Raw genomic sequence first — 24,872 nt, forward strand, 5'->3', positions numbered from 1 at the left:
TGGATAGAGGGGAAGCGTCGTCCAGCGCAAGCGCGTTAGAGATCGCCACGCGCGCTCGCTCGTGCTTCGAGCAGCGCCCACAGGCCGCGATGTTGCGCGAAGAGCTGTTGCGCGCCGAACAGGATCGCGCGTTGCGGGCCGGGGGCGCTGCCGAGGTCGGTGATGGCGGCGGCGGTATCGGCCGTGCTGGGGAGCGTCGGCGCAGGCACGTCGAGGCCGAAATAGTCGGCGGCGACATCGAGCATCGCGCGGATCGCTGCCCAGTCGCGCAACAACGCGGCGACCGCGCCCGTCGCGCAGCCGCGCCGTTCGGACCGGGCGAGCATTTCGAGCGCGTGGCGTTCGCCGACGAGCGCCGATTCGGTTTCCGCCTGGCCGGGCGTCGACGGCAGCGGGCCGACCGCGGCGGTGAGCTGCGCGAGATAGGTCCGTTCGTCGACGAACCCGGCGGCGGCGGCGGCGAGCCATTCCTGGGCCTCGGGCTGGACCGCGCGTGCCATCACGTCGGCGATCAGGCCGGGATGGTCGCCGTGCACCGCGCATAGCGCGTGGACCGCGTCGGACAGGTTGCGCTGCCCCTGCTCGCCGCCCACCAGCCGGCGAAAATGCGGGTGCGCGGCGCTGCCATCGGCCTCGCCCAGCCGGACGAGCGCCTGCCATGCGCTGGGTACGCCCGCGGCGTCGCTGCCCTGTGGTATCGCGGTCGAGACCATCATACTTCGCTCGTGCTGGACCGCGGACCGATCGTCCACGGCATGGTGCCTGCCGGTGCTCTACACGATGCGCGTAAAGACACGGTTTACGCGGTGACGAATATTGCGGCGGTCCTCCGCGCCGAAATCGACGCTGCGATGCGCCCTTTACGTCCCGGCATGCCGTCGCGATAACGCGCCACCGAATATCTTCGGGCCGTCGGGGGGTATCCGGCGGGATGATCCCACGGAGTCTACAGGATGCGAACATGGTTGCTCGGACTTGCGCTTGCCTCGGTCGGAACCGCCGCAATGGCCGCTGACCAAGTGACGCCGGCCCAAAAGCCGGCGGCGGCGGCGCCTGTGGCTGAGCCTGCGCCGGTGCGGCCGGTCGAGGCGGCGGCGCCCGGCGACCTGACGATGGCGCGCGTGTTCGGCAATCCGGACCTGTCGGGATCGCAGCCGCGCGCGGTGCGGCTGTCGCCCGACGGCACGCTGCTGACGTCGCTGCGCAACCGCGACGACGAGAAGGAGCGGTTCGATCTGTGGGCGGTCGATACCGCGACCGGTCAGGCGCGGATGCTGGTCGATTCGAAGAGCGTCGGCAGCGGCGCGGAACTCACCGAAGCCGAGAAGATGCAGCGCGAGCGCGCGCGGATCGGCGGGCAGAAGGGGATCGTCGCCTATGACTGGGCGCCCGACGGCAAGTCGATCCTCGTGCCGCTCGACGGCGACCTGTATCTCGCCGGGCTCGACGGGAAGGTCACAAGGCTGACCAACACCCCCGGCGGCGAGCTGAACCCGGTGGTCAGCCCCAAGGGCGGCTTCGTCTCGTTCGTCCGCGACCAGAACGTGTTCGTCCAGCCGCTGGCGGGTGGCGCCGCGCAGGCCGTCACCAAGGGCGGCGGCGGCACGGTGCATTTCGGCGAGGCGGAGTTCGTCGCGCAGGAGGAAATGGATCGCCGCACCGGCTATTGGTGGTCACCCGACGAGCGCTATGTCGCGGTCGAGCGGTTCGACGAGGCGCCGGTGCACACCGCCACGCGCGCGTCGATCGGCGCGACGGGGACCAAGGTGTACGAGCAGCGCTATCCGGCCGCGGGTACGCCGAACGTGCTGGTCGAGCTGTATATCATGAAGCCGGACGGTTCGGGGCAGGTGAAGGTCGATCTCGGCACCAACCCCGATATCTATCTCGCGCGCGTCGACTGGACGCCCGATGGCCGGATGCTGCTGGTCCAGCGCCAGAGCCGCGACCAGAAGCTGCTCGAGATGCTCCGCGTCGATCCGGCGACGGGCAAGTCGACCGTGCTGTTTACCGAGAAATCGGGCGCGAAGAGCTGGCTCAACCTGTCCGATGCCTATCATGTGCTCAAGGACGGCAGCCTGATCTGGCGGTCCGAGCGTAGCGGCTATGGCCATCTCTACCGGTTCGCGTCGGGCAAGTGGACGCAGATGACCAAGGGCGACTGGGTCGTCACCGATCTGGTGGGGGTCGATGAGGCAAAAGGGCGGCTGTTCTTCCTTGGCAACAAGGACGACGTGCTCGAGCAGCAGCTCTATTCGGTCGATGTCGCCAAGCCGAACGTGATCACCAAGCTGACCGAGGCGGGCTGGTGGAACAGCGCGACGATGGATGCGGCCGCGAGCCGGTTCATCATCTCGCGCTCGAACCCGAAACAGCCGACGCAGGTCTATCTGGCGGACGCGACGGGCAAGCGGCTGTCGTGGATCAACGAGAATGCGGTCGTCGAGGGGCATCCCTATTACCCGTATCTGCAGAGCCATCAGGAGACCAAGTTCGGGACGCTGAAGGCCAAGAACGGGATGACGCTCTATTACGAGATGATCACCCCGCCGCTCGAGCCCGGCAAGAAATACCCGGTGTTCTTCGAACATTATGGCGGCCCCGGCACGGGCCAGCAGGTGACGCGCGGCTGGCAGGGCGGATTGCCGCAATATCTGGTCGATCGCGGCTGGATCTATTTCAAGATCGACAATCGCGGCTCGTATAATCGCGGCAAGGCGTTCGAGGACCAGATCTATCACGCGATGGGCACGGTCGAGGTCGAGGACCAGCTGTCGGGCGCGAACTACCTGAAGTCGCTGCCGTTCGTCGAACCTAGCAAGATCGCGACCTATGGCTGGTCCTATGGCGGCTATATGTCGCTCAAGATGCTGGAGAAGACGCCGGGCGTCTATGCGGCGGCGGTGTCGGGCGCGCCGGTGACCGACTGGCAGCTGTACGACACGCATTATACCGAGCGGTATCTGGGCGATCCGGCGAAGGACCCGGCGAGCTATTCCACCTCGGCGGCGGTCGAGGACGCGAACAGGATCGTCGATCCGCTGCTGCTGATCCACGGCATGGCGGACGACAATGTGTTCCTCGACAATTCGACCAAGGTCGCCGCGCGGATGCAGGCGACCGCGACTCCGTTCGAGATGATGTTCTACCCCGGCTATACGCACCGCGTGGCGGGGCCGGGGATCAGCGAGCATGTCTGGGGGACGATCCTGAACTTCCTCGACCGGACGGTGAAGGACAAGCCGGTTCCCGAGGCAGCTGCGTCGGCGCCGGTGAAGTAAGCGCCGGTGCGGTTCGTCGAGACGTTTCATTTGTGGCCGTTCCTCGACACGGTGGTGAGCTATGCCGCCGCGTTCGTGTTCGGGACGCTGATCGGGGCGGAGCGGCAATATCGCCAGCGGACTGCGGGATTGCGGACGAACACGCTGGTCGCGCTCGGATCGGCGGCGTTCGTCGATCTGGGCCAGCGGCTGGGCGGGGATGTCGAGTCGATCCGGATCATCGCCTATGTCGTGTCGGGGATCGGCTTCCTTGGCGCGGGCGTGATCATGAAGGAGGGGATGAACGTCCGCGGTCTGAATACCGCGGCGACCTTGTGGTGCTCGGCGGCGGTGGGGTCTTGCGCGGGGAGCGACATGATCGCGGAGGCGGGGTTGCTGACCTTCATCGTGCTGCTGGCGAACACTGCGCTGCGGCCGCTGGTCGACGGGATTAACCGGATCCCGACCGAGGGGCGGACGATCGAGGCGACCTACAGCGTGATGGTGACCGCGGCGGCGGCGGATGCCGGGCCGATTGGCGACCTGGTGGTGGAGCATCTCGAGGCGGTGCAGCTGCAGGTGGCGGAACTCGACGTGACCGAGCGCGGCGAGGACCGGGTGGAGATCGCGGTGACTCTGGTGGCGACGAATGTGCCGTCGGAGGAGCTGGATGCGATTACGGATCACCTCGCGAAGGTCCACCGGATCGAGCATGCCACGTGGCAGGCGCGGACGCATGATTGAGGGCGCGCAAGGTCACCACCCCGGCGGAGGCCGGGGCCCAATTGGGGGACGGCGTTAACGGAGCGCTGCGCTTCGTTACTGCGACCTTCCAATTGGGCCCAAGACCTTCCAGGTCGTGCCGTCGGGAGGCCGCGCATGAGCGCGCTTCGCCTGTTTGCCGCCGCAGCGCTNCCCGCCCCCCCCCCCCCAACCCCCGCTATCCGCGCAACAAGTCGAAAGCCGTTGGACCTGCCCGCGCAACGTCGGTACTGCGCGGGCAAGTCCAATCGGAGTTATGACATGGGTTATCGGGTGGTGGTCGCAGGGGCGACCGGCAATGTCGGGCGCGAGATGCTCAATATCCTGGCGGAGCGCGAGTTTCCCGCCGACGAGATCGCCTGCGTCGCCTCGTCGCGCAGCCAGGGGCTGATGGTCGATTACGGCGACACTGGCCGCCAAATCAAATGCCAGAATATCGAGCATTTCGACTGGAATGGCTGGGACATGGCGCTGTTCGCGATCGGCTCCGAAGGCACGGCCGTCTACGCGCCGATCGCCGCCGCCGCCGGTTGCGTCGTGATCGACAATTCGTCGCTGTACCGCATGGACCCCGACGTGCCGCTGATCGTCCCCGAGGTGAACCCCGAGGCGATCGACGGCTACCGGGCACGCAACATCATCGCCAACCCGAACTGCTCGACCGCGCAGATGGTCGTCGCGTTGAAGCCGTTGCACGACGCGGCGAAGATCCTGCGCGTCGTCGTCTCGACCTATCAGTCGGTGTCGGGCGCGGGCAAGGCGGGGATGGACGAACTGTTCGAGCAGAGCCGCAACATTTTCGTCGGCGATCCGGCCGAGCCCAAGAAGTTCACCAAGCAGATCGCGTTCAACGTGATCCCGCACATCGACAGCTTCCTCGACGACGGCTCGACCAAGGAAGAGTGGAAGATGGTCGTCGAGACCAAGAAGATCCTCGACAAGAAGATCAAGGTCACCGCGACCTGCGTACGCGTGCCAGTGTTCGTCGGCCATTCGGAAGCGATCAACATCGAGTTCGAGAACGAGATTTCGGCCGAGGAGGCACAGACCATCCTGCGCGAGGCGCCCGGCATCATGCTGGTCGATAAGCGCGAGGACGGCGGCTACATCACCCCGATCGAATGCGTCGGCGACTTCGCGACCTATATCAGCCGCGTGCGCGAGGATCCGACCGTCGAGAACGGGCTGAACCTGTGGTGCGTCAGCGACAATCTCCGCAAGGGTGCGGCGTTGAACGCGGTGCAGATCGCTGAATTGCTCGGGCGCAGGCATCTGCAAAAGGCGTAACCGCCGCGGGGGCGGGCCCCCGTTTCCTTCGAAAGCGACCTCGACACCGCGTCCTCACCCAGGGTGAAGGCGCGGTGTTTTTGCGAGTCGTCGACGGCCGGACCGATTCGATGAAACGACGCGGATCCAACCACTTATGCCAGCATAAAAACCGGATGCGGTGATATCTGCCACTTCGACCTGATTAGTGAGCAGCGTTGCAAGACGAGATGCCGGCATCGCTGATGAATTTAACCCTGTAAAACCTGGAACGGTTTCGGTTTGGATCCATTTTGAGTAGTATTGAGTGTCAAATAACAGAGGTGTAAGTTTTGAGTTCCTCAATTTTGCTTATTTATTATAGTAACTTACTGTTAGTATTGTTGGATCGAACATCGCCCTGTTCCGGTAGTCGGACCCGAAGACGGTCGGCCATCCGGAAGTGTTCGCGCTGCCTGTGCAGCCGCCAGTGGAGGATTGTTCGATGTACCAAGCGTTTGTTCGCCCGCATGCCGCCGCTACCGAGTCCCGCGCCGTCGCGACGATGCCTTCCGCCAGCGCCGTGGCGGGGGCTGGCAGGAGCAGCCGCGCGCTGCGCCGGCTGCGCGCCGGGGTGTCGCTGATCGGGGTGGCGGCAACCACGCTGTTCGCCGCGCAGACCGCCTCGGCGCAGACGGTAACGCCCAACATCGTCAGCGCGTGCTCAGGCGTCAGCCTGCCGCGGTCGGTGGTGACAGACATCCTGCGGCCGGTGATCAACGGCGTCGTCGATCCGATCCAGTCGACGGTCAACCCGATCCTGGGAAGCGTCAACGCGGTCATCTCCGTGCCGCTCGTCTCGGCGCTCGTGCCGCCGCTGACGGTGTCCAACCTCAACATCAACGCGACCGGCCTGCTGGACAATGCGGCGAACGGCAGTCCGATCACGCTGCAGGTCCTGAACGCCAACGGCACGGTCGTCGGTCCGGCGGATCGCTGCGACACGCAGGCGGACAGTTTCTCGCTGCGGACGCCCGCCGGGATCGCGATCGGCGGCAACCGGATCACCGGGCTCGGATCGACGGGTCTCGACGCGGTGGCGGGCGAGGCGAACTCGGTGGCGTTCGGCAATTCGGCGGCGACTGCGGCGACCGCGGCGGGGTCGATCGCGTTCGGGACTCGCGCGGTGGTCGGCGCGGGTGCGACCGGGGCCATCGCGCTCGGTACCGATGCCAGCGCGACCGGCGTCAACGGCGTGGCGCTCGGCGCTGGCAGCGTCGCCACGCGTGCGCCGCAAGCCGGCTACACCGCGATCGGGCTCGCGGGCGTGCAGAATTCGGCCGGCGAGGTGTCGGTCGGTTCTGCAGGGCTCGAACGCCAGATCACCAACGTCGCCGCCGGAACCGCGGCGACCGATGCGGTCAATGTCGGGCAGCTGGCGGGCGTGCAGGCGCAGATCGGCACGCTTGCAACCGGTGCCGTGCAATATAACAGCGCCGCGCAGGATCGCGTGACGCTGGCGGGAGCCGCGGGAACCACGATCGACAACCTTGCACCCGGAACGCTCGGGGCGGCATCGACCGAAGCGGTGAATGGCAGCCAGCTGTTCGCGACCAACACCAATGTCACGAACCTGACGACGAGCATCACCAATGGCGGGATCGGCGCGGTGCAATATACGGACGCGGCCACGCCGACCGTGCCGAACGGTGGCGTGCCGAGCAACGACGTCGCGCTGGTCGGTGCGGCGGCAGGGCCGGTCGGGCTGCACAACGTGGCCGATGGCGTGGTCGCGGCCGGCTCGACCGATGCGGTCAATGGCGGCCAGCTGGCGAGCGTGTCGGGGCAGCTCGGCAATCTGGCCGCGCTGGCGGTACAATATGACGATCCGAGCCGGTCACGCGTGACTTTTGGTGGGGCGGGGGCCGCACCGGTGGTGCTGGGCAACGTGGCCGCGGGAACGCTCGCGGCGGGATCGACCGAGGCGGTCAATGGCGGGCAGCTCGTCGGGCTGGGGACGTCGGTCGCGGCGAGCCTTGGCGGGGCGTCGACCTATGACGCGGCGACCAACAGCGTGCTGGCCTCGATCGGGTTTGGCGGCGTGCGCTATGGCAGCGTCCAGTCGGTGTTCGATGCGGTCGACGGCGCGGTCAATGGCGGGGCGGGGATCCGGTACTTCCGGGTGCTCTCGACGCGCGGCGACGGCAGCGTGACGGGCGTCGACAGCCTCGCGATCGGCCCGGAGGCGACTGCGAGCGCGGCCAACAGCGTTGCGATCGGCACCGGCGCCTCGGCATTGCGCGGCGGGACGCTCGGCTATGCGGCGCTGGGACTGGGCGGGGTGCAGAACTCGGTCGGCGAAGTGTCGGTCGGGTCCGCGGGTGCGGAGCGGCAGATCACCAACGTCGCGGCAGGCACCGCGGCGACCGATGCCGCCAATGTCGGGCAGGTCGCCGGCGTCGCAGCGCAGGTCGCGGCGCTCGGCACCAGCGCGGTGCAGTATGACGATGGCGCCAAGACCAGCATCACGCTGGGCGGCGCCGGGGGCACGACGATCACCAACGTCGCGGCGGGCAGCCTCGCGGCGGGATCGACCGATGCGGTCAACGGATCGCAGCTGAACGCCACCAACGTCCAGGTCGCGAACAACACGACCGCGATCACCAACCTGGGCAACCAGATCAGCAATGGCGGCACTGGTCCGGTCCAATATTCGAACCCCGGCAGCGCCACCACGCCGAACGGCGGCACGAGGACCAACGACCTGACGCTGGTCGGCGCGGCGGTGGGGCCGGTAGGCCTGCACAACGTCGCCGGTGGTGCGATCGCCGCGGGATCAACCGACGCGGTCAATGGCGGGCAGGTCTATGCATTGGCGCTGACCACCGCGAATGCCGTGTCGTACAACACCGATGCGACCGGTGCGCGGACCAACACCGTGACGCTGGCTGGCGGTAATGCGGCGGCACCGGTGACCGTGGCGAACGTCGCGGCGGGTACGCTGGCGGCAGGCTCTGCCGAGGCGGTGAATGGCGGGCAGCTCTACACGACCAACCAGGCGGTCGCAGCTGCGCAGGGGACGGCGGACACTGCCTTGGCGCTGGGCGGCAACTCGGTGCAATATGGTCCGTCGCGGACCAACGTGACGTTCAATGCGGGCGGTGCGGCGACCGTGCTGAGCAACGTCGCGGCGGGCGTGTCGACGACCGACGCGGTCAATGTCGGGCAGCTCAATTCGGGCATCAACTCGGCGGTGACCCAGGCCAACGCCTATACCGATGGGCGAATCGCGGCGCTCGACTTCGACCTCCGATCGGTCCGCCGCGACAGCTATGCGGGGACGTCGGGCGCGCTGGCCGCCGCCGGGCTTCCGCAGGCGTACGAGGCTGGCAAGGGCATGCTCGCGATCGGCGGCGGCACCTATGCCGGGCAATCGGCGGTCGCGGTCGGCATGTCGAAGGCGTTCCACGACGGCCATACCGTGGTGAAGCTGAGCGGCACCTATGACTCGCAGGGCAAGGCCGGGGCGTCGGGGGGGATCGGCTATCAGTTCTGACACCCCCCATAGATAGGCGTGAGCGGGCGGCCTTCGGGTCGCCCGTTTTCGTTCGCGGGCGTTGACAGACGGCGCGCGCGCTACGAACTGGCGGCGAACCATATCAGGATGAGACCGTGGCCAGCACCCCGAGCGAGACCCAATATTTCGACAGCTTCGACGGCACGCGGCTGGCGTGGCGCGAGCTTGGCGAGGGACGGCCGGTGGTGCTGATCCACGGCTATTTCTCCGACGCGAAGACCAACTGGATCCGCTACGGCCACGCCGCGAAGATCGCCGCCAACGGCTTTCGCGTGATCATGCCGGACCTGCGCGCGCATGGCGAAAGCGGCAAGCCGCATGGGCTGGAGGCGTATCCGGCGGATGCGCTGACGCAGGACGGGCACGCGCTGGTCGCGCATCTCGGGCTGACGGACTATGATTTGGGCGGCTACTCGCTGGGCGCGCGGACGACGTCGCGGATGCTCGCGACGGGGGCGACGCCGCGGCGGGTGATCTTCTCGGGGATGGGGCTTGCGGGGCTGACGCAGACATCGCGTCGTGCCGGCCATTTCCGCAACATCCTGACCAAGCTCGGCGAGCATGTGCAGGGGACGCCCGAGTGGCTGGCCGAGGCGTTCCTGAAGACCACCGGCGGCGATCCTGTGGCGTTGCTCGGGATCCTCGAGACGTTCGTCGACACGCCGATCGAGTCCGTCAAGGCGATCCAGCAGCCGACGCTGGTCGTGTGCGGGGCGGAGGACCAGGATAACGGATCGGCCCCGGATCTGGCCGCGGCGCTGCCGCATGGCGAGTATGTCGAGACGCCCGGCGGCCATATGAGCGCGGTGGTGAAGCCCGAGCTGGGGCAGGCGATCGCCGACTTCCTGGCGCGCTGACCCGCACAGGGATTGGCACCCTTTCCGCCACCTCTTCCGTCATCTTGACGAAAGTCAGGACCTAGGATCACGGGCGCCGCCGTGCTTGGCTCTGGGTCCTGACTTTCGTCAGGATGACGGGGGGCGGGCGGGGCGGGGGCGAGGCTGAGGCGAGGCTGACATTGCCGATCGCGGGTTGACCACGGCGCGGTCGAGCCGCCATCAGTGCCCCGCATAAAAGGGGATGATGATGGTTCGGTTCAGTGTTTCGATGTTCGCTCTGGCTGGGGCACTGTGCGCAGTGCCGTCCGTCGCCGGCGCGCAGGCTGCCGTTGCAGCGACCCCGACTCCAGCGGGCAAGCCGACCGTCGCGCAGGCGGATGCGTTCGTCGCCGAAGCCGAGCGGGTGATGGCGGCCGCCTCGATCAACGCGAGCCGCGTGGCGTGGGTCAACGCGACGTACATCACCGACGACACCGATGCGCTGGCGGCGAAGTCGGGCGCGGAGATGACCGATCTCGGCGTGAAGTATGCGCTGGGGGCCGCGCGCTATGCGTCGCTGCCGGGGCTGTCGTTCGATACCAAGCGCAAGCTCGATCTGCTGCGCGGCGGACTGACGCTGCCCGCGCCGACGCGGCCGGGCGCGTCGGAGGAACTGTCGACGCTCACCACCAAGATGTCGTCGTCCTATGGCAAGGGCATGGGCACGCTAGACGGCAAGCCGATCAACGGGTCGGACATCGAGGCGGCGATGGGCTCGGTGCGCGATCCGGCCAAGCTGACCGAGATGTGGACGAGCTGGAACGACAAGGTCGGCGCGCCGATGCGCGGCGACTATGCCAAGATGACCGCGATCTCCAATGAAGGCGCGCGCGAGCTCGGCTACAAGGACGTCGGTTCGCTGTGGCGCTCGGGCTACGACATGACCCCCGAGCAGTTCGCGGCGCTGACCGACAAGATCTGGAAAGAGGTCGAGCCGCTCTACATGGCGCTCCACACCTATACGCGGTGGAAGCTGAACGAGAAGTACGGCGACGCGGTGCAGGCGAAGACCGGGCCGATCCGCAGCGACCTGCTCGGCAATATGTGGGCGCAGGAATGGGGCAATATCTACGACATCGTCGCACCGAAGGGGGCGGGCGACGTCGGTTATGATACCGGTGACCTGCTCAAGGCGAAGGGCTATGATCCGCTCAAGATGGTGAAGCAGGGCGAGGGGTTCTATTCGTCGCTGGGCTTTGCGCCGCTGCCGGAGACGTTCTGGAAGCGGTCGCAGATCACCAAGCCTGCCGACCGCGACGTGATCTGCCATGCCTCGGCCTGGGATCTCGACAACCAGGACGATATCCGGATCAAGATGTGCACGAAGGTGAACGCGGACGATTTCGTCACGATCCACCACGAGCTCGGCCACAATTACTATCAGCGCGCGTACAAGGCGCAGCCCTTCCTCTACAAGAACGGCGCCAACGACGGCTTCCACGAGGCGATCGGCGATACCGTCGCGCTGTCGATCACACCCGATTACCTGGTCAAGATCGGGCTGCTCGATGCGGCGAAGGTGCCGAGCGCGGACAAGGACATCGGGCTGCTGCTGCGCCAGGCGATGGACAAGGTCGCGTTCCTGCCGTTCGGGTTGCTGATCGACAAGTGGCGCTGGGGCGTGTTCTCGGGGCAGATCCCGGCGACCGGTTATCAGGCGGCGTGGGACCAGCTGCGGCTGCAATATCAGGGGATCAAACCACCGGTCGCGCGCGACGAGACCAAGTTCGATGCGGGCGCCAAATACCATATCCCGGCGGCGGTGCCGTATACGCGCTACTTCCTGGCGCGCGTGCTGCAGTTCCAGTTCTACAAGGCGGCGTGCGACCAGTCGGGCTGGAAGGGGCCGCTGCATCGCTGCTCGTTCTACGACGACAAGGCGGTCGGCACGAAGCTGAACGCGATGCTGAGCATGGGCCAGTCGAAGCCCTGGCCGGATGCGTTGCAGGTGTTCACGGGCAGCCGGCAGATGTCGGGCGCGGCGCTGGTCGCGTATTTCGCGCCGTTGAAGGCGTGGCTCGATGTGCAGAACAAGGGGAAGCCGACTGGGTGGTGAGCAGCCTGTCTGTTTCCCCGCGAAGGCGGGGATCCAGGGCCACGCGCGCAATGTTTGGTTTTAGCTGGGCCCCCGCCTCCGCGGGGGAACATGCGAAGTGCTTGGAGACTTGCCACCACCCCGGCGAAGGCCGGAGTCCAGTTGGGGGGGACCGGGCTAACGGAGCGATGTGCGTCCTTACTCGGGACGTTCCACTTGGACCCCGGCCTTCGCCGGGGTGGTGGTAGCGTGGGGCAATTATCCGACGGCGGTTATTCCGGGACTGAGCCCGGATCGGCGATGCCGGCGGCGAACGACTTTGACGAGTCGGTTCCGTCGGCCTGATGGGAGTGCTCGGGGGCCGGGTCGGGCTTTGGCAGTCTAGGGAGCTTCGGCGTGCTGCCGCGCAGCGTGAGCAGCGCGCCGATCGCGGCGCCGGCGACGGCGACACCGCTGAAGATCGCCGCAGCACCCCATTTGCCGCGCGCCTTTTGCTCCGGCTTTACGACCGGAGCGAGCGGCACGATCGGGCGTGCCGAGGCTGGCCGCGGCGTGCTGCGCTTGGTCGAGCGTGGTTTTGGGACGGGTTTCGGCACGGCCTTTCGCGGGGTCGACTCCGCGGACGACTTTGCCTCGGATATGGGCCTCACCGGAGTCGGTTTCGACGGCGCGACAGGCTTGGCGGTCGAGGTTGCCGCGACCGACTTCGGCGCGCTGGTCTTGCGAGGGGCACGGCGCCGGGTGACGGGCTTCTTGCTGTCCGTCTCGGGTGGGTCGGTGTCGGCCACGGCTATGCTCCCTCAGAAATGATTGCGGATGCGTAACGCATTGGTACGCGATCCGCTCCGTATGTGCGCGCTTAGCGGAAGGGCGGCTCGTCGAACGCGCGCAACTTGCGGCTGTGCAGCTTGGCGCCCTCGAGCCGCAACTGCTCGCACGTCTCGATGCCGATCCGCAGATGCTCGCTGATCGCGCGTTCGTAGAAGCGGTTGGCCTGGCCCGGCAGCTTCAGTTCGCCGTGGAGCGGCTTGTCCGAGACGCACAGCAATGTGCCGTAGGGCACGCGGAAGCGATAGCCCTGCGCGGCGATCGTCGCCGACTCCATGTCGATGCCAACCGCGCGCGACAGCGAGAAACGCAGCGCGGACTTCGAATAGCGCAGTTCCCAGTTGCGATCGTCGGTGGTGACGATCGTGCCGGTGCGCAGGCGGCGCTTGAGTTCTTCGCCCGACTGGCCCGAGACGATCTCGGCCGCCTTGGCCATCGCGACCTGGACTTCGGCGATCGCCGGCACCGGGATTTCGGGTGGCAGCACGTCGTCGAGGACATGGTCGTCGCGCAGATAGGCGTGCGCAAGGACATAGTCGCCGATCCGCTGGCTGGGGCGCAGGCCGCCGCAATGCCCGATCATCAGCCACGCCTCGGGGCGGAGCACGGCGAGATGGTCGCAGATCGTCTTCGCGTTCGACGGGCCGACGCCGATATTGACCAGCGTGATGCCGGTGCGGTCGTCCGCCATCAGGTGATAGGCGGGCATCTGGTGCCGCCGCCACGCGCTGTCGGAGATGATCTTGTCGATATCGTCGCCCGACGAGATGGTGATCCCGCCCGCGCCCGACAGGCTGGTGAAGCGGCTGCCTTCACCCAGCTGCGTGCCGGCCCAGCGGACGAACTCGTCGACATAGCGGTGATAGTTGGTGAACAGCACGAAGCGCTGCGCGTGCTCGGCGGGCGTGCCCATGTAATGGCGCAGGCGCGCGAGGCTGAAATCGGTACGCAGGCCGTCGAACAGCGCGAGCGGGCGCGTATCGTCCTGCGCGACCCAGATACCGTCGGCGATCTCGTCGCCGATATGCGCGAGCTCGGTGGCGGGGAAGTGGCGCGACAATTCGGTCGCGGACACCTCGTCGAGGCTCAGCGCGTGGCCGGGTTCGATGACGTAGGGGAACGGGATTTCCTGGCGGCCTTCGACCGCTTCGACGGTGACGTCGTAATCCTCGATCAGCAGGGTGAGCTGTTCGATCAGATATTCGGCGAAGACCGCGGGCTTCGTGACGCTGATCTTGTACTCGCCGGGCGTGACCATGCGGCCGAACGAGCGCAGCGGGGTGGGACGGTCGACGCCGCCTTTATAGGTCAGCCGGATCTCGGGATAGGCGAACGAGCCATCGGTGCGGCTGGCGGGATCGGGGACGGTGCCGTCCGCGATATAGGCGCTCATGGCCTGTTGGAGGCGCTCGACGGAGGCGCGGTAGAGGCGGTCGAGGTCGGCGACGAGGTCGGATGCGAGTGTCATCGCGCAGTGTTACGCGGGCGAGGTTACGCTGGCAAGACTGCGGGCGACCTCCGGTTTGAAACCACCCCGGCGAAGGCCGGGGCCCAATTGGGGAAGAGATATAACGGCGGGAAGCCCGAAGTTACCTCGATCCTGCCAATTGGGCCCCGGCCTTCGCCGGGGTGGGAATAAGGGCGGGCATCGCGCCCGCCCTCCTACATCAGATCTCGCTGAGCAGGTGCTCGGCCGAGCTTACCTTGAACTCGCCGGGGGCCTCGACGTTGAGCTGCTCGACCACGCCGTCGTTGACGAGCATCGAATACCGCTGGCTGCGCGTGCCCATGCCGAAGCCCGAGCCGTCCATCGTCAACCCGATCGCCTTGGCGAAATCGCCGTTGCCGTCCGCGAGCATCGTGATGTCGCCGGCGCCCGCCGACTTGCCCCATGCGCCCATCACGAACGCGTCGTTGACCGAGACGCAGGCGATCTCGTCGACGCCCTTGGCCTTCAGCTCGGCTTCCTTCTCGACGAAGCCCGGGAGGTGCTTGGCCGAGCAGGTCGGCGTGAACGCGCCGGGAACCGCGAACAGCGCGACCTTGCGGCCCTTGAAGAAGCTGTCCGTATCGACCTGGTCGGGGCCGTCTGCGGTTGCCTTGACGAGGTTGGTGGTGGGAAGCCGGTCGCCGACGCTGATCGTCATCTGAAATCTCCTGTCGCCGCGAGGTGGTCGCGCGCGAGCCGTACCTTGGACTCAGTCGTACGTATTTCAAGCGTGGCGGGCGCCCGTCTGCGCCGCTATGTTCCAACGCATGGACAAGACGGCCTTTCTTTCCGGACAATTCCTGCTCGCGATGCCGGGGATGAGCGACCCGCGCTTTGCCCGGGCGGTGATCGCGATGTGCAGCCATGACGAGAATGGCGCGATCGGCATCGGGCTGGGCGCGACGATCGACGGGCTGGGCTTTCACGACCTGCTCGAACAGTTCGGGATCGAGCCCGGCGATGCGCCCAACGCGCCGGTGCATTTCGGCGGCCCGGTCGAGCCGCGGCGCGGGTTCGTCGTGCACTCGTCCGACTGGGGCGGGCAGGACAGCGTCGACGTCGCCGGGCGGTGGAAGCTGTCGAGCACCGTCGACGTGCTGCGCGCGATCGCCGAGGGGCGCGGGCCGTCGCAGTGGGTGGTGGCGCTGGGCTATGCCGGCTGGGACGGCGGGCAGCTCGAGGGCGAGCTGTCGCGACCGGGGTGGTTCAACGTGGCCGGGGATACCGGACTGCTGTTCGATACCGGGGCGGAGGATCGCTGGACTCACGCGTTTGCGCAGGCGGGCGTGGATCCGCGGTTGTTGGTGGCGGAGACGGGGCGGGCGTGAGCCGATCCTCCCCCTGGCGGGGGAGGATAGTTTGTGGGGGCGCGAACTACCCGTGAGGCGCCGAGTCGTCATATAAAGATATCTTTATATTTGATCTGGCGCCGCCAACCGCCTAAGATGCGGTATCCGGCACGGGCATGAGGCTCGCCGATCAAAGATTATTCCCAGGAGATATCCTCGTGGCCACCACCCTAGCGCCCGCGAAGACGGATTACGTCGTCGCCGACATCAGCCTTGCCGATTTCGGCCGCGCCGAGATCAACATCGCCGAGACCGAGATGCCCGGCCTGATGTCGCTGCGTACCGAATTCGGCGCAGCGCAGCCGCTGAAGGGCGCGCGCATCACCGGCTCGCTGCACATGACGATCCAGACCGCGGTGCTGATCGAGACGCTGACCGCGCTCGGTGCCGACGTCCGCTGGGCGACGTGCAACATCTTCTCGACGCAGGACCATGCCGCCGCCGCGATCGCCGCATCGGGCGTGCCGGTGTTCGCGATCAAGGGCGAGAGCCTCGCAGACTATTGGAACTATGTCGGCGACATCTTCTCGTGGGATCGCGACGTCGAGGGTCAGACCGCCAACATCATCCTCGATGACGGCGGCGACGCGACGATGTTCGCGCTCTGGGGCGCCAAGCTCGAGGCCGGCCACACGATGCCCGAGCCCGAGAACGAGGAAGAGGTCGAGATGCAGCGTGCGCTCAAGGCGTATGTCGCAAAGAACCCCGGCTACCTCACCGAGACCGTCAAGAACCTGAAGGGTGTCTCGGAAGAGACCACCACCGGCGTCCACCGCCTGTACGAGATTGCCAAGAAGGGCGAGCTGCCGTTCCCCGCGATCAACGTCAACGACTCGGTCACCAAGTCGAAGTTCGACAACCTGTACGGCTGCAAGGAATCGCTGGTCGACGCGATCCGTCGCGCGACCGACGTCATGCTCGCGGGCAAGGTCGCCTGCGTCGCCGGTTTCGGTGACGTCGGCAAGGGCTCGGCCCAGTCGCTCCGCAACGGCGGCGCGCGCGTGATGGTCACCGAAGTCGATCCGATCTGCGCACTGCAGGCGGCGATGGAGGGCTTCGAAGTCGTGACGATGGAAGAGGCCGTGACCCGCGCCGACATCTTCTGCACGGCGACCGGCAACGCCGACGTCATCACCGCCGATCACATGAAGGCGATGAAGCCGATGTCGATCGTCTGCAACATCGGTCACTTCGACTCGGAGATCCAGATCGCCGCGCTGTCGAACTATGACTGGACCGAAGTGAAGCCGGGCACCGACCTGGTGAAGTTCCCGGACGGCAAGCAGATCATCATCCTGGCGAAGGGTCGCCTGGTGAACCTGGGTTGCGCCACCGGTCACCCGTCGTTCGTGATGTCGGCCTCGTTCACCAACCAGACGCTCGCGCAGATCGAGCTCTGGACCAAGGGCGAGAACTACAAGAACGAAGTCTACGTCCTGCCGAAGCACCTCGACGAGAAGGTCGCGATGCTCCACCTCGAGAAGCTCGGCGTGAAGCTGTCGAAGCTTTCGGACAAGCAGGCCGGGTACATCGGCGTGCCGGTCGAAGGCCCGTTCAAGCCGGACCATTACCGCTACTGATCCTCGGGATCCCGTAGGGTTTTCGAAAGCCGCGTCCGCCGCCAGGCGGGCGCGGGTTTTTTGTTGCGCCTTGTCCGGGGTTGAACCCCGACGTCCGCGCGAGTCCCGCGCGACGCAAGGGATCCGGCGACCGCCGCGGGATCGGGCCACGTCAGCCGCGTGGGACATGCGGCACCAGTCTTGCCGACACGGTCCCGATGGCGCAGACTGAAACCGACCCGCGCATGCTAGTCCTCGAGCGGACGGTGCTCTTCGCGCTGCGGACCGTCGGACGTGCGGGGGCAGCGAGGCTCGGCGGCCCGGCCGCGGCGCGCAGGGGAGGGGATCGACGCGGACCGAACGCTCTTTGAAGATCAGCTCACAGCATTGGACGACATCAGCGGTTGGATGAAGGACAAGCCGATGGATACGCGCGTTGACCATCCCGGGTCTGGCACGATCGCCGTGACGGTCGAACGCAGTGGCGACCGGGCGGTCGTCGTCACGCGGCGGTTCAGCGCTGCACGCGCCACGGTGTACAGGGCGTGGAGCGAGCCCGCGCTGTTCCGGCGCTGGTGGGTACCGGACTCGATGCCCGGCGTGGCGCTGATGGCGTGTGACCTCGACGTCCGAACCGGCGGCACGTACCGCCTGGAATTCGGCGCCGGGGGGACGGACACGATGGTGTTCCACGGCAAATATCTGGACGTGGTGCAAGACGCGCTGATCGTCTGGACCAACGACGAGGGGGAGGAGGGCGCCGTCACCACCGTGGTCTTCGAGGATGAAGGCGGGGCGACGCGACTGACGCTGCGCGAGGTCTATCCTTCCGAGGCGGCGCGCGAGGACGCCCTACAGGGCTCGGCCGCCGCACTGCCGGAGCAGCTGGAGCAGCTCGGCGCGCTGTTGCTCAGCATCGCCGAGTAGCCAGGGACTGGCGGACGGCTCCACCGATCGCTCGGCGCTTCATCGCCCCAGCGTTCGCACGAGCCGAAGGCCGATATTGTCGATCCCGGGGTTCCGTTTGGAAAACAGGCCGGCATGGCTGAAATGCTCCCAGCTTGCCTCGACCGCCCAGCGCTCGCTGACGCGAACGCCGATCGACGCGTTGGGGTTGAACAGCACGGGCGATCCGAACGACGTGCGGCGCGAGGAGATCTGGCGTCTGCGATGGACCTCGCTGGCCGTCAGGTCGCGCGCGTATGGTTCGGGGGTGAAGCTATAACCGTCATGAACGGTGACCCCGATGCCGGCCTGACCGTAGAGCCAGCCGTGGAGCGTGTCCTGCCGCCACTCCTCGCCAAAGCTGGCAAAGTTGGTGCGGCCGCCGGTGCTGACCTGGACCTTGGCGGTGAGTCGCGGCTTCAAGAAGAAATGCAGCGGCGGGCTCCGGTACGTGAACTGGACGTCGGCCGTGCAGTTTTCCTTCTCGGCGCCGTAGATCTCACCGATCCTGCGCGTGGGCATGTCGAGCGTCATCCTGCCCGACAGCGGATGGAAGTTGGCGGCATGTTCGAGCACCCCGACGGCGATCTCGGACCCCGCCAAAAAGGCGGGAACGTCCGAATAATCCTGTGCCGTCGCCGAAGTGGAGGCGAGCGCCATCGCTGCGCCCAACGCGCCTTTTTTTTAATCGGTTCATGTGAGATCCCTTGCCAATTGGCTGGCTTGAAATCTTTATAGGCGCGACGTGGCGCCCAGCTTCGGTCCGGCAAAAAGAATATCATTTTGGATGGAGTTTGCGCTTTCCAGGCGGAGGTGCGCACCGGCCGAGATGGAGTTGAGGCGAACGAAGTCCGAGGTCGAGCGCCAAGCCCCTGGTCATGCTGACAAGCGCCGCCCTGCTCGTCGCGTATCAGGTCACGCCGTTCGACATGCGATCCGCAACGCTGTTGAAGGTCGCGATGATGCGGCCACCGGGCGGCATTGTAGCGGCGACATTTTGAACGGTCCGGAATGGCGCACGGGCATTCACCCAAAGCACAAGTATCCTGCCGGCCGGCGGATGAGCGGTTAGGCTTTGTCAAATTGGCTACGGTAGACGCTAGCGAGCGATCTTCGATCCAAGGCTATCGCACCCCTAGCGCGGCCACCCTAAACGCAAACGGGCGAGGCAGTTGCCTGCCCCGCCCGCCTGATCGTCTGAAGATGGTCGGTTACTAGAACCTCAACTGAGCGCCGACATAGAAGCGGCGGCCGATCGGATCGTAGACGTCCGCTGCGGTCGTGGTGCCGGTGATCGAGCCGTAGAAGACGTTGTCTTCGAGCTTCGGCGGCTTGCGATCGAACAGGTTGGTGACGCCAAAGAACATCTCCATCTGCTTGCTCTCCTCGCCGACGCGCGCACGAACCTGCACGTCGTGATAGAAGCGCGACGCGATCTCGTTATGCGCCGCGATCTCGGGCGAAAGGCCTTCCGAGGTTTCAGCGAACTCGTCACGCGGGGTATCGAGCATCGGGCTGAGATACGTCGTGGTCCAGTTCACGCTGAACGGACCCGTGCGGTAGCTGGCCGTCGCATTGACCTTGTCGCGGAATGCCGCACCGTATTCCAGGTTACCGACGCCGCTGTTGACCGGGGCGGCGGGATCGGACTGCGTCTGATAGCGGAGCGTGTGCGTGTACAGAACGCTGACGTCGAGACGATCGTCCGTCGTCAGGCCGAGTGCACGACCATAACGTGCGTTGACATCGATGCCGCGGGTCTTGGTGTCGGAGATGTTGATGTTCTGCGCATTCACCGTCTTGATGTAGCCGGTGTTGTCGTAGCGGATGACGTTGTTGCAGAACTGCGGCTCGCTGGTCAGCAGGCACTGCTGGATCGACGTCGAGCGGGGGATGATGCCGATCGCGTTGCTCAGCTTGATGTCGAAATAATCGACCGTCAGGCTGAAGCCTCGGACTTGATCCGGCGCGATCACTGCGCCGAGCGTCAGGGTTTTGCCCTTCTCCTCCTGCAGGTTGCGATTGCCGCCGTCAAAGCCGTTGATGCTCTGAATATCCGCCAGCGTGTACTGGAACGTCCCGCCGTTGCGCACCGCAGCGGCGATAGCCGGGATCTGACGGCAGGCATTGGCATAAGTCCCGGCCGATGCGGCGGTGACGCCGTCGCACGGATCCTGGATGCCGGGCGGGAAGGTCTCCGACGCGGACGAGAACAGTTCGTTGATGTTCGGCGCGCGGTTCGCAATGGCATAGTTGCCGCGGAAACGCAGGCCCTGGACCGGCGAATATTCACCGCCGGCGTTCCAGCTGAACACGGTACCGATCGTCGAGTAGTCCGAATAGCGCGCAGCACCCTGCAGGCTCAGCGAATTAACGAACGGCACGTTCTTCAGGATCGGAATGTCGATCTCGCCGAACAGCTCCTTCACGTTGAACTTGCCGACCGTATCGGGCGTCTGGTTGCCCGAATTCAGACCTGCGTTGGTCAGCGCGTCCCAATTCTCGCTGCTCTTCTCGCGGCGATACTCAGCGCCAAGAGCGACCTGAACATCGCCATAGGGCAGCGTCAGGAGCGAACCGTTGAGGCTGGCGTTGGCGACGAACTGCGTATTCTTGATCTCGACCGAGCGTGGCACGTCGGACTGGACATAGTTCGATGCGGCGGCGCTCGCTGTGTTGTACCCGAACAGGTTGATCGGGGCGCAGCCGGCTGCGCGGGCTGTGGCATCGCGGCAGACGATCGTACCTGTGGCGTCCGTGACCGCGTCGAGCGCGTTCGCGTACTTCGTGATGTCGATGTCCTGGCTGCTGGTGCTGTCCTTCAGCTGGCCATAGACGCCCGACACTTCGTACCGCCATTTGGGGCTAATATCGCCGCGGAAGCCGCCGGCGATGCGGAAGGTGTCGCGATCGTTCGTATTGCTGCGGCTGAACACCTCGTTCTGGCGACGACGGAAGTCGATCGAGGTCACGTCGTTCGATGCGATGCCATCGCTGTTGCGCGCGGTGATCTGCTGGCGGATCGATGCAGGGATGTACGGATTGTCGATCCCGTAGCCGACGCCGGTATCGAGCTGCGAATCGAGTGCGAGCGCCTCGAGCTGCGAGCTGGACTTCGTCTTGGCGTAGGTGCCCTCGAGGAAGGCCGTGACCGAGTCGCTGAACTTGTACTGCGCGGCGCCGGCTGCGAGATAGCGTTCGACCGGCGTCGAGATGCGGCGCACCGAATTGCGGTTGAACCCCGTGCCACCGCCGGCGACGACCGAATTGTCCGGGTTAAACGAGAACAGGTTGCTGGCATAGCCGCCGGCGTTCGTCGACTCGTTGGCGCCGTTCCGGAACTGGAAGCGGCCCTGCGCGGAATAGGAGCTGTACGACTGCGGGCCGCAACCCGCTGCCGAGCAGTCTTCAGCCGAGATACCGCGCTTGCGCGACAGCAGGCCGAGATCCTTCGAATAGGTCCCGTTGACGATGATCGACCCGCGATCGTCCTCGCCGAACTTCGTGCCGCCGGTAATGCTGGCGGTGTAGTTCGGGTTGTCGCCGCGGCTGGTGAGGCCATATTGCGCGCGGGCGATGATGCCTTGCATGTCGGTCTTCGTCACGTAGTTGACGACGCCGGCAATGGCATCGGATCCGTAGATTGCCGACGCGCCGCCGGTGACGACTTCGATCCGCTCGACGAAATCGGCGGGGATGTTGTTGACGTCGACCACCGAGGTTCCTGCGACGCCCGGTACAAAGCGACGGCCGTTGACGAGCACCAGCGTTCGAGAATCGCCGAGGTTGCGCAGGTTGATCGTCGCGATGCCGTTACCCGAGGTCGCGAAGTTGCTGTTCGTGCGGCTGAGGCCGGGAATGCCGACCTGCGGCAGCTTCTGCAGCAGGTCCTGGGTGTTGACGATGCCCTGCGACTGGATCTGCTGGGAATCGACCACCGCGACCGGCGAGGCGGATTCGAGATCGGGACGACGGATGCGCGAGCCGGTCACGACGATCGTGTCATCGGTTGCCGGCGCTTCTGCGGCCGGGGCGACCGTGGCCTGATCCTGTGTCGCGGCGGGGGCCGCAGCAGGAACGTCCTGCGCAGATGCCGGTACGGCGAGTGCGCCAGCAGCGAGAATTGTTGCAGTGAGAAGCAGAGTCCGAGGCAAACGCCATTCCTTCGTCATTAACGCGTACGATGATGCGGCCCCAGACCGTTCCGCGGTTGATTTGGAAAGCGCAATGCGACGAATGGTCACTAATGTTGTCGCTTTCGCCCCATGGTGACACAATTCTGCAACAGGGTGGGGGTAGCCGCCGCCGCGCGTGCACGCCGAGGTATCGTGGCGTGATGTCGATTAGCCCCAGCCTCGGCCAGCCGGGCACCGGCGCCATCATCACCTCCGCGAATGCGCCGCATCCTCTTCCCTATCGGCACGGGGTTGGCCTAGATGGCGGGATGGTCGCGCGCATGCTTGAACGATGATGGTCCTGGGGGCCGGTACGGGTCTGCTGGCGGGTGCACTCCTGCTCGCGTTCGTGGTTGCAGGGGGCGTGCTGGTGTTTCTCGGCTTACGCGCACGCGGGGCTGCGGCGGAGGCGGTCGAGGCCAATGCGCATCTGCGCGCGGTGCTCGACGGGTCGCCGGCGATCGTGACGGTGATCCGCTCGGGCGGGCGGATCGAGATGACGCAGCGGATGGCGGACTGGCTCGGGCTCGATGCGCCGCCGCGGTCGATCGGCGAGCTGGCCACCGGCGGGACGGGGCTCTCGCCCGAGGATGCCGCGCGGCTGATCGCCGACATTACCGCGGCGCAGCGGTCGGGGCGGGCGTTCGTGCGTTCGGTGCGGCTGGTCGGCTCGACGCGCGCGATCACGTTTCGCGGCGCGCGTGCGGCGGGCGAGATGGGCGCGAGCGGCGCGGTGCTGCTCTGGGCGTTCGATGCGACCGACAGCGAGGCGGAGATCGCCCGGCTGGCCGCGGAGACCGAACGGCTCGGGTCCGCGTACGACTCGCTGACCGGGCTGATCGAGGCCGCGCCGATGCCGATGTGGTACCGCGCGACCGATTTGCGGCTGGCGATGGTGAACACGGCCTATGTCGACGCGGTCGAGGGTCGCGATGCGGCCGACGTGGTCGCGCGCGGCCTCGAACTGGTCGAGGGGTCGGGGCGTGGCGGGCCGCTGGCCGGGGCCGCGGTCGCGCGCGAGCAGGGGCGGCCGCACCAGCAGGTCCTGCCCGCGACGATCGACGGCGCGCGCCGGTCGCTGCAGATCTACGACGTGCCGTTGCCGAGCGGCGGCGTTGCCGGGTTCGCGATCGATATCGAGGAGCTCGAGCAGGCGCGATCGGGCGCCAAGCGGTTTGCCGAGGCGCAGCGCGCGATGCTCGACCGGCTGTCGGCAGGCGTCGCGCAGTTCGGCGGGGACCGGTCGCTGGTCTTCTGCAACCAGCCGTTCCGCCGGATGTTTGCGATGCGGAGCGAATGGCTCGCCGACCGGCCCGAATTCGACCGCGTGCTAGAGCGTATGCGCGAGGCGAACCGCCTGCCCGAAGTCCGCGACTTTCCGAGCTGGAAGGCGGAGCGGCGCGACTGGTTCATGCAGACCGGCTCGTCGCAGGCCGGCGGGCAGAGCGGCGGCGCGATGGAGGAGAATTGGCACCTGCGCGGCGGCACGCATCTTCGCGTGGTCGCGCAGCCCTTGCCCGATGGCGGCCTGCTGCTGATCTTCGAGGACCGGACCGAGCAGGTCCAGCTCGCCAGCGCGCGCGACACGCTGCTGCGCGTGCGCACCGCGACGTTCGACAATCTGTTCGAGGCGCTCGGCGTCTTCGCGGCGGACGGGCGGTTGCAGTTGTGGAACAACCGGTTCCGGCTGTTGTGGGGGCTGGAGGAGGAGTTCCTGGCGTCGCACCCGCGCGTCGATGCGTTTGCCGAGGCGGCGGGCGGCAAGCTTCTGACGCCCAACCGGTCGGCGCTGATCCCCGACCTGGTGCGCTCGGCGACGGTCGAGCGGCAGCAGCGCGGCGGGCGCGTGGCGTTTGCCGACGGGCGGCATTTCGAGTTCGCCGGCGTGCCGCTGCCCGATGGCAACGCGCTGTTCACGATGCTCGACATCACCGACAGCCGGCGTGCGGAGCAGGCGTTGCGCGACCGGGCGAACGCGCTGGAGGCGGCGGACAAGGTCAAGACCGCGTTCGTGGCGAACATGAGCTATGAATTGCGCACGCCGCTCACCTCGATCAGCGGGTTCGCGGAGATGCTGCACGGCGGCTATGCGGGGGCGATGACGCCGCAGGCCGAGGGCTATGTCGGCGCGATCCTCGAATCGGTCGAGCGGCTCGGGTTGCTGGTCGACGACGTGCTCGACCTGACGCGCGCGGAGAGCGATCGCGAGGAGACCGATCGGAGCGACGTCGATCTCGCGACTACCGTCCGCGCGGCGGCGGAGACGATCCTGCCGTCCGCAAAACGGCGCAAGCTCGACTTCGCGGTCGAGGTGGCGCGGTCGACCGGGCGGGTGAACGGCAATCCGAAGCGGTTGAAGGAGGTCGTCGAGCATCTGCTGCGCCACGCGGTCGCGGCGACGCAGGATGGCGGGCGCGTGCTGCTGCATACCGACGGCAATGCGACCTCGGCGCGGATCGTGGTGTCCGACGACGGGGTCGGGATGGATGCGGAGGCTGTTGCGCACGCGTTCGACCGGTTTGCCGAGTCCAAGCCGATGGGCGACCGGGCGCTGGGGCTGGGCCTGCCGTTGGCCAAGCAGTTCGTGGAGGCGCATGGCGGGACGATCGAGCTGGTGTCCGAGCCGGGGGCGGGCACGCTGATCACCGTCGAATTGCCTCGGCGATGAGCGCGCAACTTCTGCTCCCTCTCCCCTGCGGGGAGAGGGTCGGGGTGAGGGGCGGCCAAGCAGTGCTGCGCCTCGAACAGCTCCTCACCCAACCCTCTCCCC

The 24,872-nt window shown here is 66.6% G+C and carries 17 protein-coding genes; 11 read left to right on the plus strand and 6 right to left on the minus strand.

Going from position 1 to position 24,872, the window contains the following annotated elements:
* Window positions 1-35 precede the first annotated feature (35 nt).
* Window positions 36-716: a DUF6975 family protein gene (locus tag ASE79_RS15225; RefSeq protein WP_056418341.1), complete on the minus strand. Its 681-nt coding sequence runs from the start codon at window positions 714-716 to the stop codon at window positions 36-38.
* 237 nt (window positions 717-953) lie between these two features.
* On the opposite strand from ASE79_RS15225, the gene ASE79_RS15230 reads away from it, so the two are divergent.
* The 6 genes from ASE79_RS15230 to ASE79_RS15255 all read left to right on the plus strand — a co-directional run bounded on the left by ASE79_RS15230 (window position 954) and on the right by ASE79_RS15255 (window position 11,778).
* On the plus strand, window positions 954-3,281 hold the full coding sequence (locus ASE79_RS15230; protein ID WP_082445338.1) for a DPP IV N-terminal domain-containing protein: 2,328 nt from the start codon (window positions 954-956) through the stop codon (window positions 3,279-3,281).
* Window positions 3,282-3,287: 6 nt separating this feature from the next.
* Window positions 3,288-4,004 carry an MgtC/SapB family protein gene (locus tag ASE79_RS15235; RefSeq protein ID WP_056418344.1) on the plus strand — a complete coding sequence of 239 codons (717 nt, stop codon included), beginning with the start codon at window positions 3,288-3,290 and terminating at the stop codon, window positions 4,002-4,004.
* A 279-nt stretch (window positions 4,005-4,283) separates the two neighbouring features.
* Window positions 4,284-5,309, plus strand: a complete 1,026-nt coding sequence (locus tag ASE79_RS15240; protein WP_056418346.1) for an aspartate-semialdehyde dehydrogenase — start codon at window positions 4,284-4,286, stop codon at window positions 5,307-5,309.
* A 463-nt stretch (window positions 5,310-5,772) separates the two neighbouring features.
* Window positions 5,773-8,823 (plus strand): YadA family autotransporter adhesin, encoded by a 3,051-nt coding sequence (locus ASE79_RS15245; protein WP_056418349.1) that lies wholly within the window; start codon window positions 5,773-5,775, stop codon window positions 8,821-8,823.
* Window positions 8,824-8,939: 116 nt separating this feature from the next.
* Entirely contained in the window at window positions 8,940-9,701 is a 762-nt protein-coding gene (locus tag ASE79_RS15250) for an alpha/beta fold hydrolase (RefSeq protein ID WP_056418352.1), read from the plus strand.
* 229 nt (window positions 9,702-9,930) lie between these two features.
* The gene (locus ASE79_RS15255; protein ID WP_056418628.1) at window positions 9,931-11,778 is read left to right on the plus strand and encodes a M2 family metallopeptidase; all 1,848 of its coding nucleotides are present in this window, start codon (window positions 9,931-9,933) and stop codon (window positions 11,776-11,778) included.
* A 251-nt stretch (window positions 11,779-12,029) separates the two neighbouring features.
* Here the strand turns inward: ASE79_RS15255 and ASE79_RS20440 are convergent, their stop codons facing one another.
* From ASE79_RS20440 to ASE79_RS15270, 3 genes are all read right to left on the minus strand, one after another.
* On the minus strand, window positions 12,030-12,545 hold the full coding sequence (locus ASE79_RS20440) for a hypothetical protein (RefSeq protein WP_082445339.1): 516 nt from the start codon (window positions 12,543-12,545) through the stop codon (window positions 12,030-12,032).
* Between the two features lie 71 nt (window positions 12,546-12,616).
* Window positions 12,617-14,053, minus strand: coding sequence for an AMP nucleosidase (locus ASE79_RS15265; RefSeq protein WP_056418356.1), 1,437 nt, complete (start codon window positions 14,051-14,053; stop codon window positions 12,617-12,619).
* Window positions 14,054-14,252: 199 nt separating this feature from the next.
* On the minus strand, window positions 14,253-14,732 hold the full coding sequence (locus ASE79_RS15270) for a peroxiredoxin (protein ID WP_055877594.1): 480 nt from the start codon (window positions 14,730-14,732) through the stop codon (window positions 14,253-14,255).
* A gap of 109 nt (window positions 14,733-14,841) precedes the next feature.
* Here ASE79_RS15270 and ASE79_RS15275 point away from each other — a divergent pair, with 109 nt between their 5' ends.
* The 3 genes from ASE79_RS15275 to ASE79_RS15285 all read left to right on the plus strand — a co-directional run bounded on the left by ASE79_RS15275 (window position 14,842) and on the right by ASE79_RS15285 (window position 17,909).
* Complete coding sequence (locus ASE79_RS15275; protein ID WP_056418633.1) at window positions 14,842-15,402, plus strand: YqgE/AlgH family protein; 561 nt, start codon at window positions 14,842-14,844, stop codon at window positions 15,400-15,402.
* Between the two features lie 137 nt (window positions 15,403-15,539).
* Complete coding sequence (gene ahcY, locus ASE79_RS15280) at window positions 15,540-17,003, plus strand: adenosylhomocysteinase (protein WP_407818125.1); 1,464 nt, start codon at window positions 15,540-15,542, stop codon at window positions 17,001-17,003.
* 402 nt (window positions 17,004-17,405) lie between these two features.
* On the plus strand, window positions 17,406-17,909 hold the full coding sequence (locus ASE79_RS15285; RefSeq protein WP_056418635.1) for an SRPBCC domain-containing protein: 504 nt from the start codon (window positions 17,406-17,408) through the stop codon (window positions 17,907-17,909).
* 39 nt (window positions 17,910-17,948) lie between these two features.
* Here ASE79_RS15285 and ASE79_RS15290 read toward each other — a convergent pair whose 3' ends face one another.
* Entirely contained in the window at window positions 17,949-18,587 is a 639-nt protein-coding gene (locus ASE79_RS15290; protein WP_056418359.1) for an acyloxyacyl hydrolase, read from the minus strand.
* A gap of 218 nt (window positions 18,588-18,805) precedes the next feature.
* Here ASE79_RS15290 and ASE79_RS21895 point away from each other — a divergent pair, with 218 nt between their 5' ends.
* Window positions 18,806-18,928, plus strand: coding sequence for a hypothetical protein (locus tag ASE79_RS21895; RefSeq protein ID WP_268796170.1), 123 nt, complete (start codon window positions 18,806-18,808; stop codon window positions 18,926-18,928).
* A gap of 213 nt (window positions 18,929-19,141) precedes the next feature.
* On the opposite strand, the gene ASE79_RS15295 is transcribed toward ASE79_RS21895, so the two are convergent.
* Window positions 19,142-22,081 carry a TonB-dependent receptor domain-containing protein gene (locus tag ASE79_RS15295; protein WP_162237046.1) on the minus strand — a complete coding sequence of 980 codons (2,940 nt, stop codon included), beginning with the start codon at window positions 22,079-22,081 and terminating at the stop codon, window positions 19,142-19,144.
* Between the two features lie 313 nt (window positions 22,082-22,394).
* Between ASE79_RS15295 and ASE79_RS15300 the strand changes: the two genes are divergently transcribed.
* On the plus strand, window positions 22,395-24,770 hold the full coding sequence (locus tag ASE79_RS15300) for a PAS domain-containing sensor histidine kinase (protein ID WP_082445341.1): 2,376 nt from the start codon (window positions 22,395-22,397) through the stop codon (window positions 24,768-24,770).
* Window positions 24,771-24,872: the final 102 nt, after the last annotated feature.

Source organism: Sphingomonas sp. Leaf28 (assembly GCF_001421685.1).
Classification (GTDB): domain Bacteria; phylum Pseudomonadota; class Alphaproteobacteria; order Sphingomonadales; family Sphingomonadaceae; genus Sphingomonas; species Sphingomonas aurantiaca.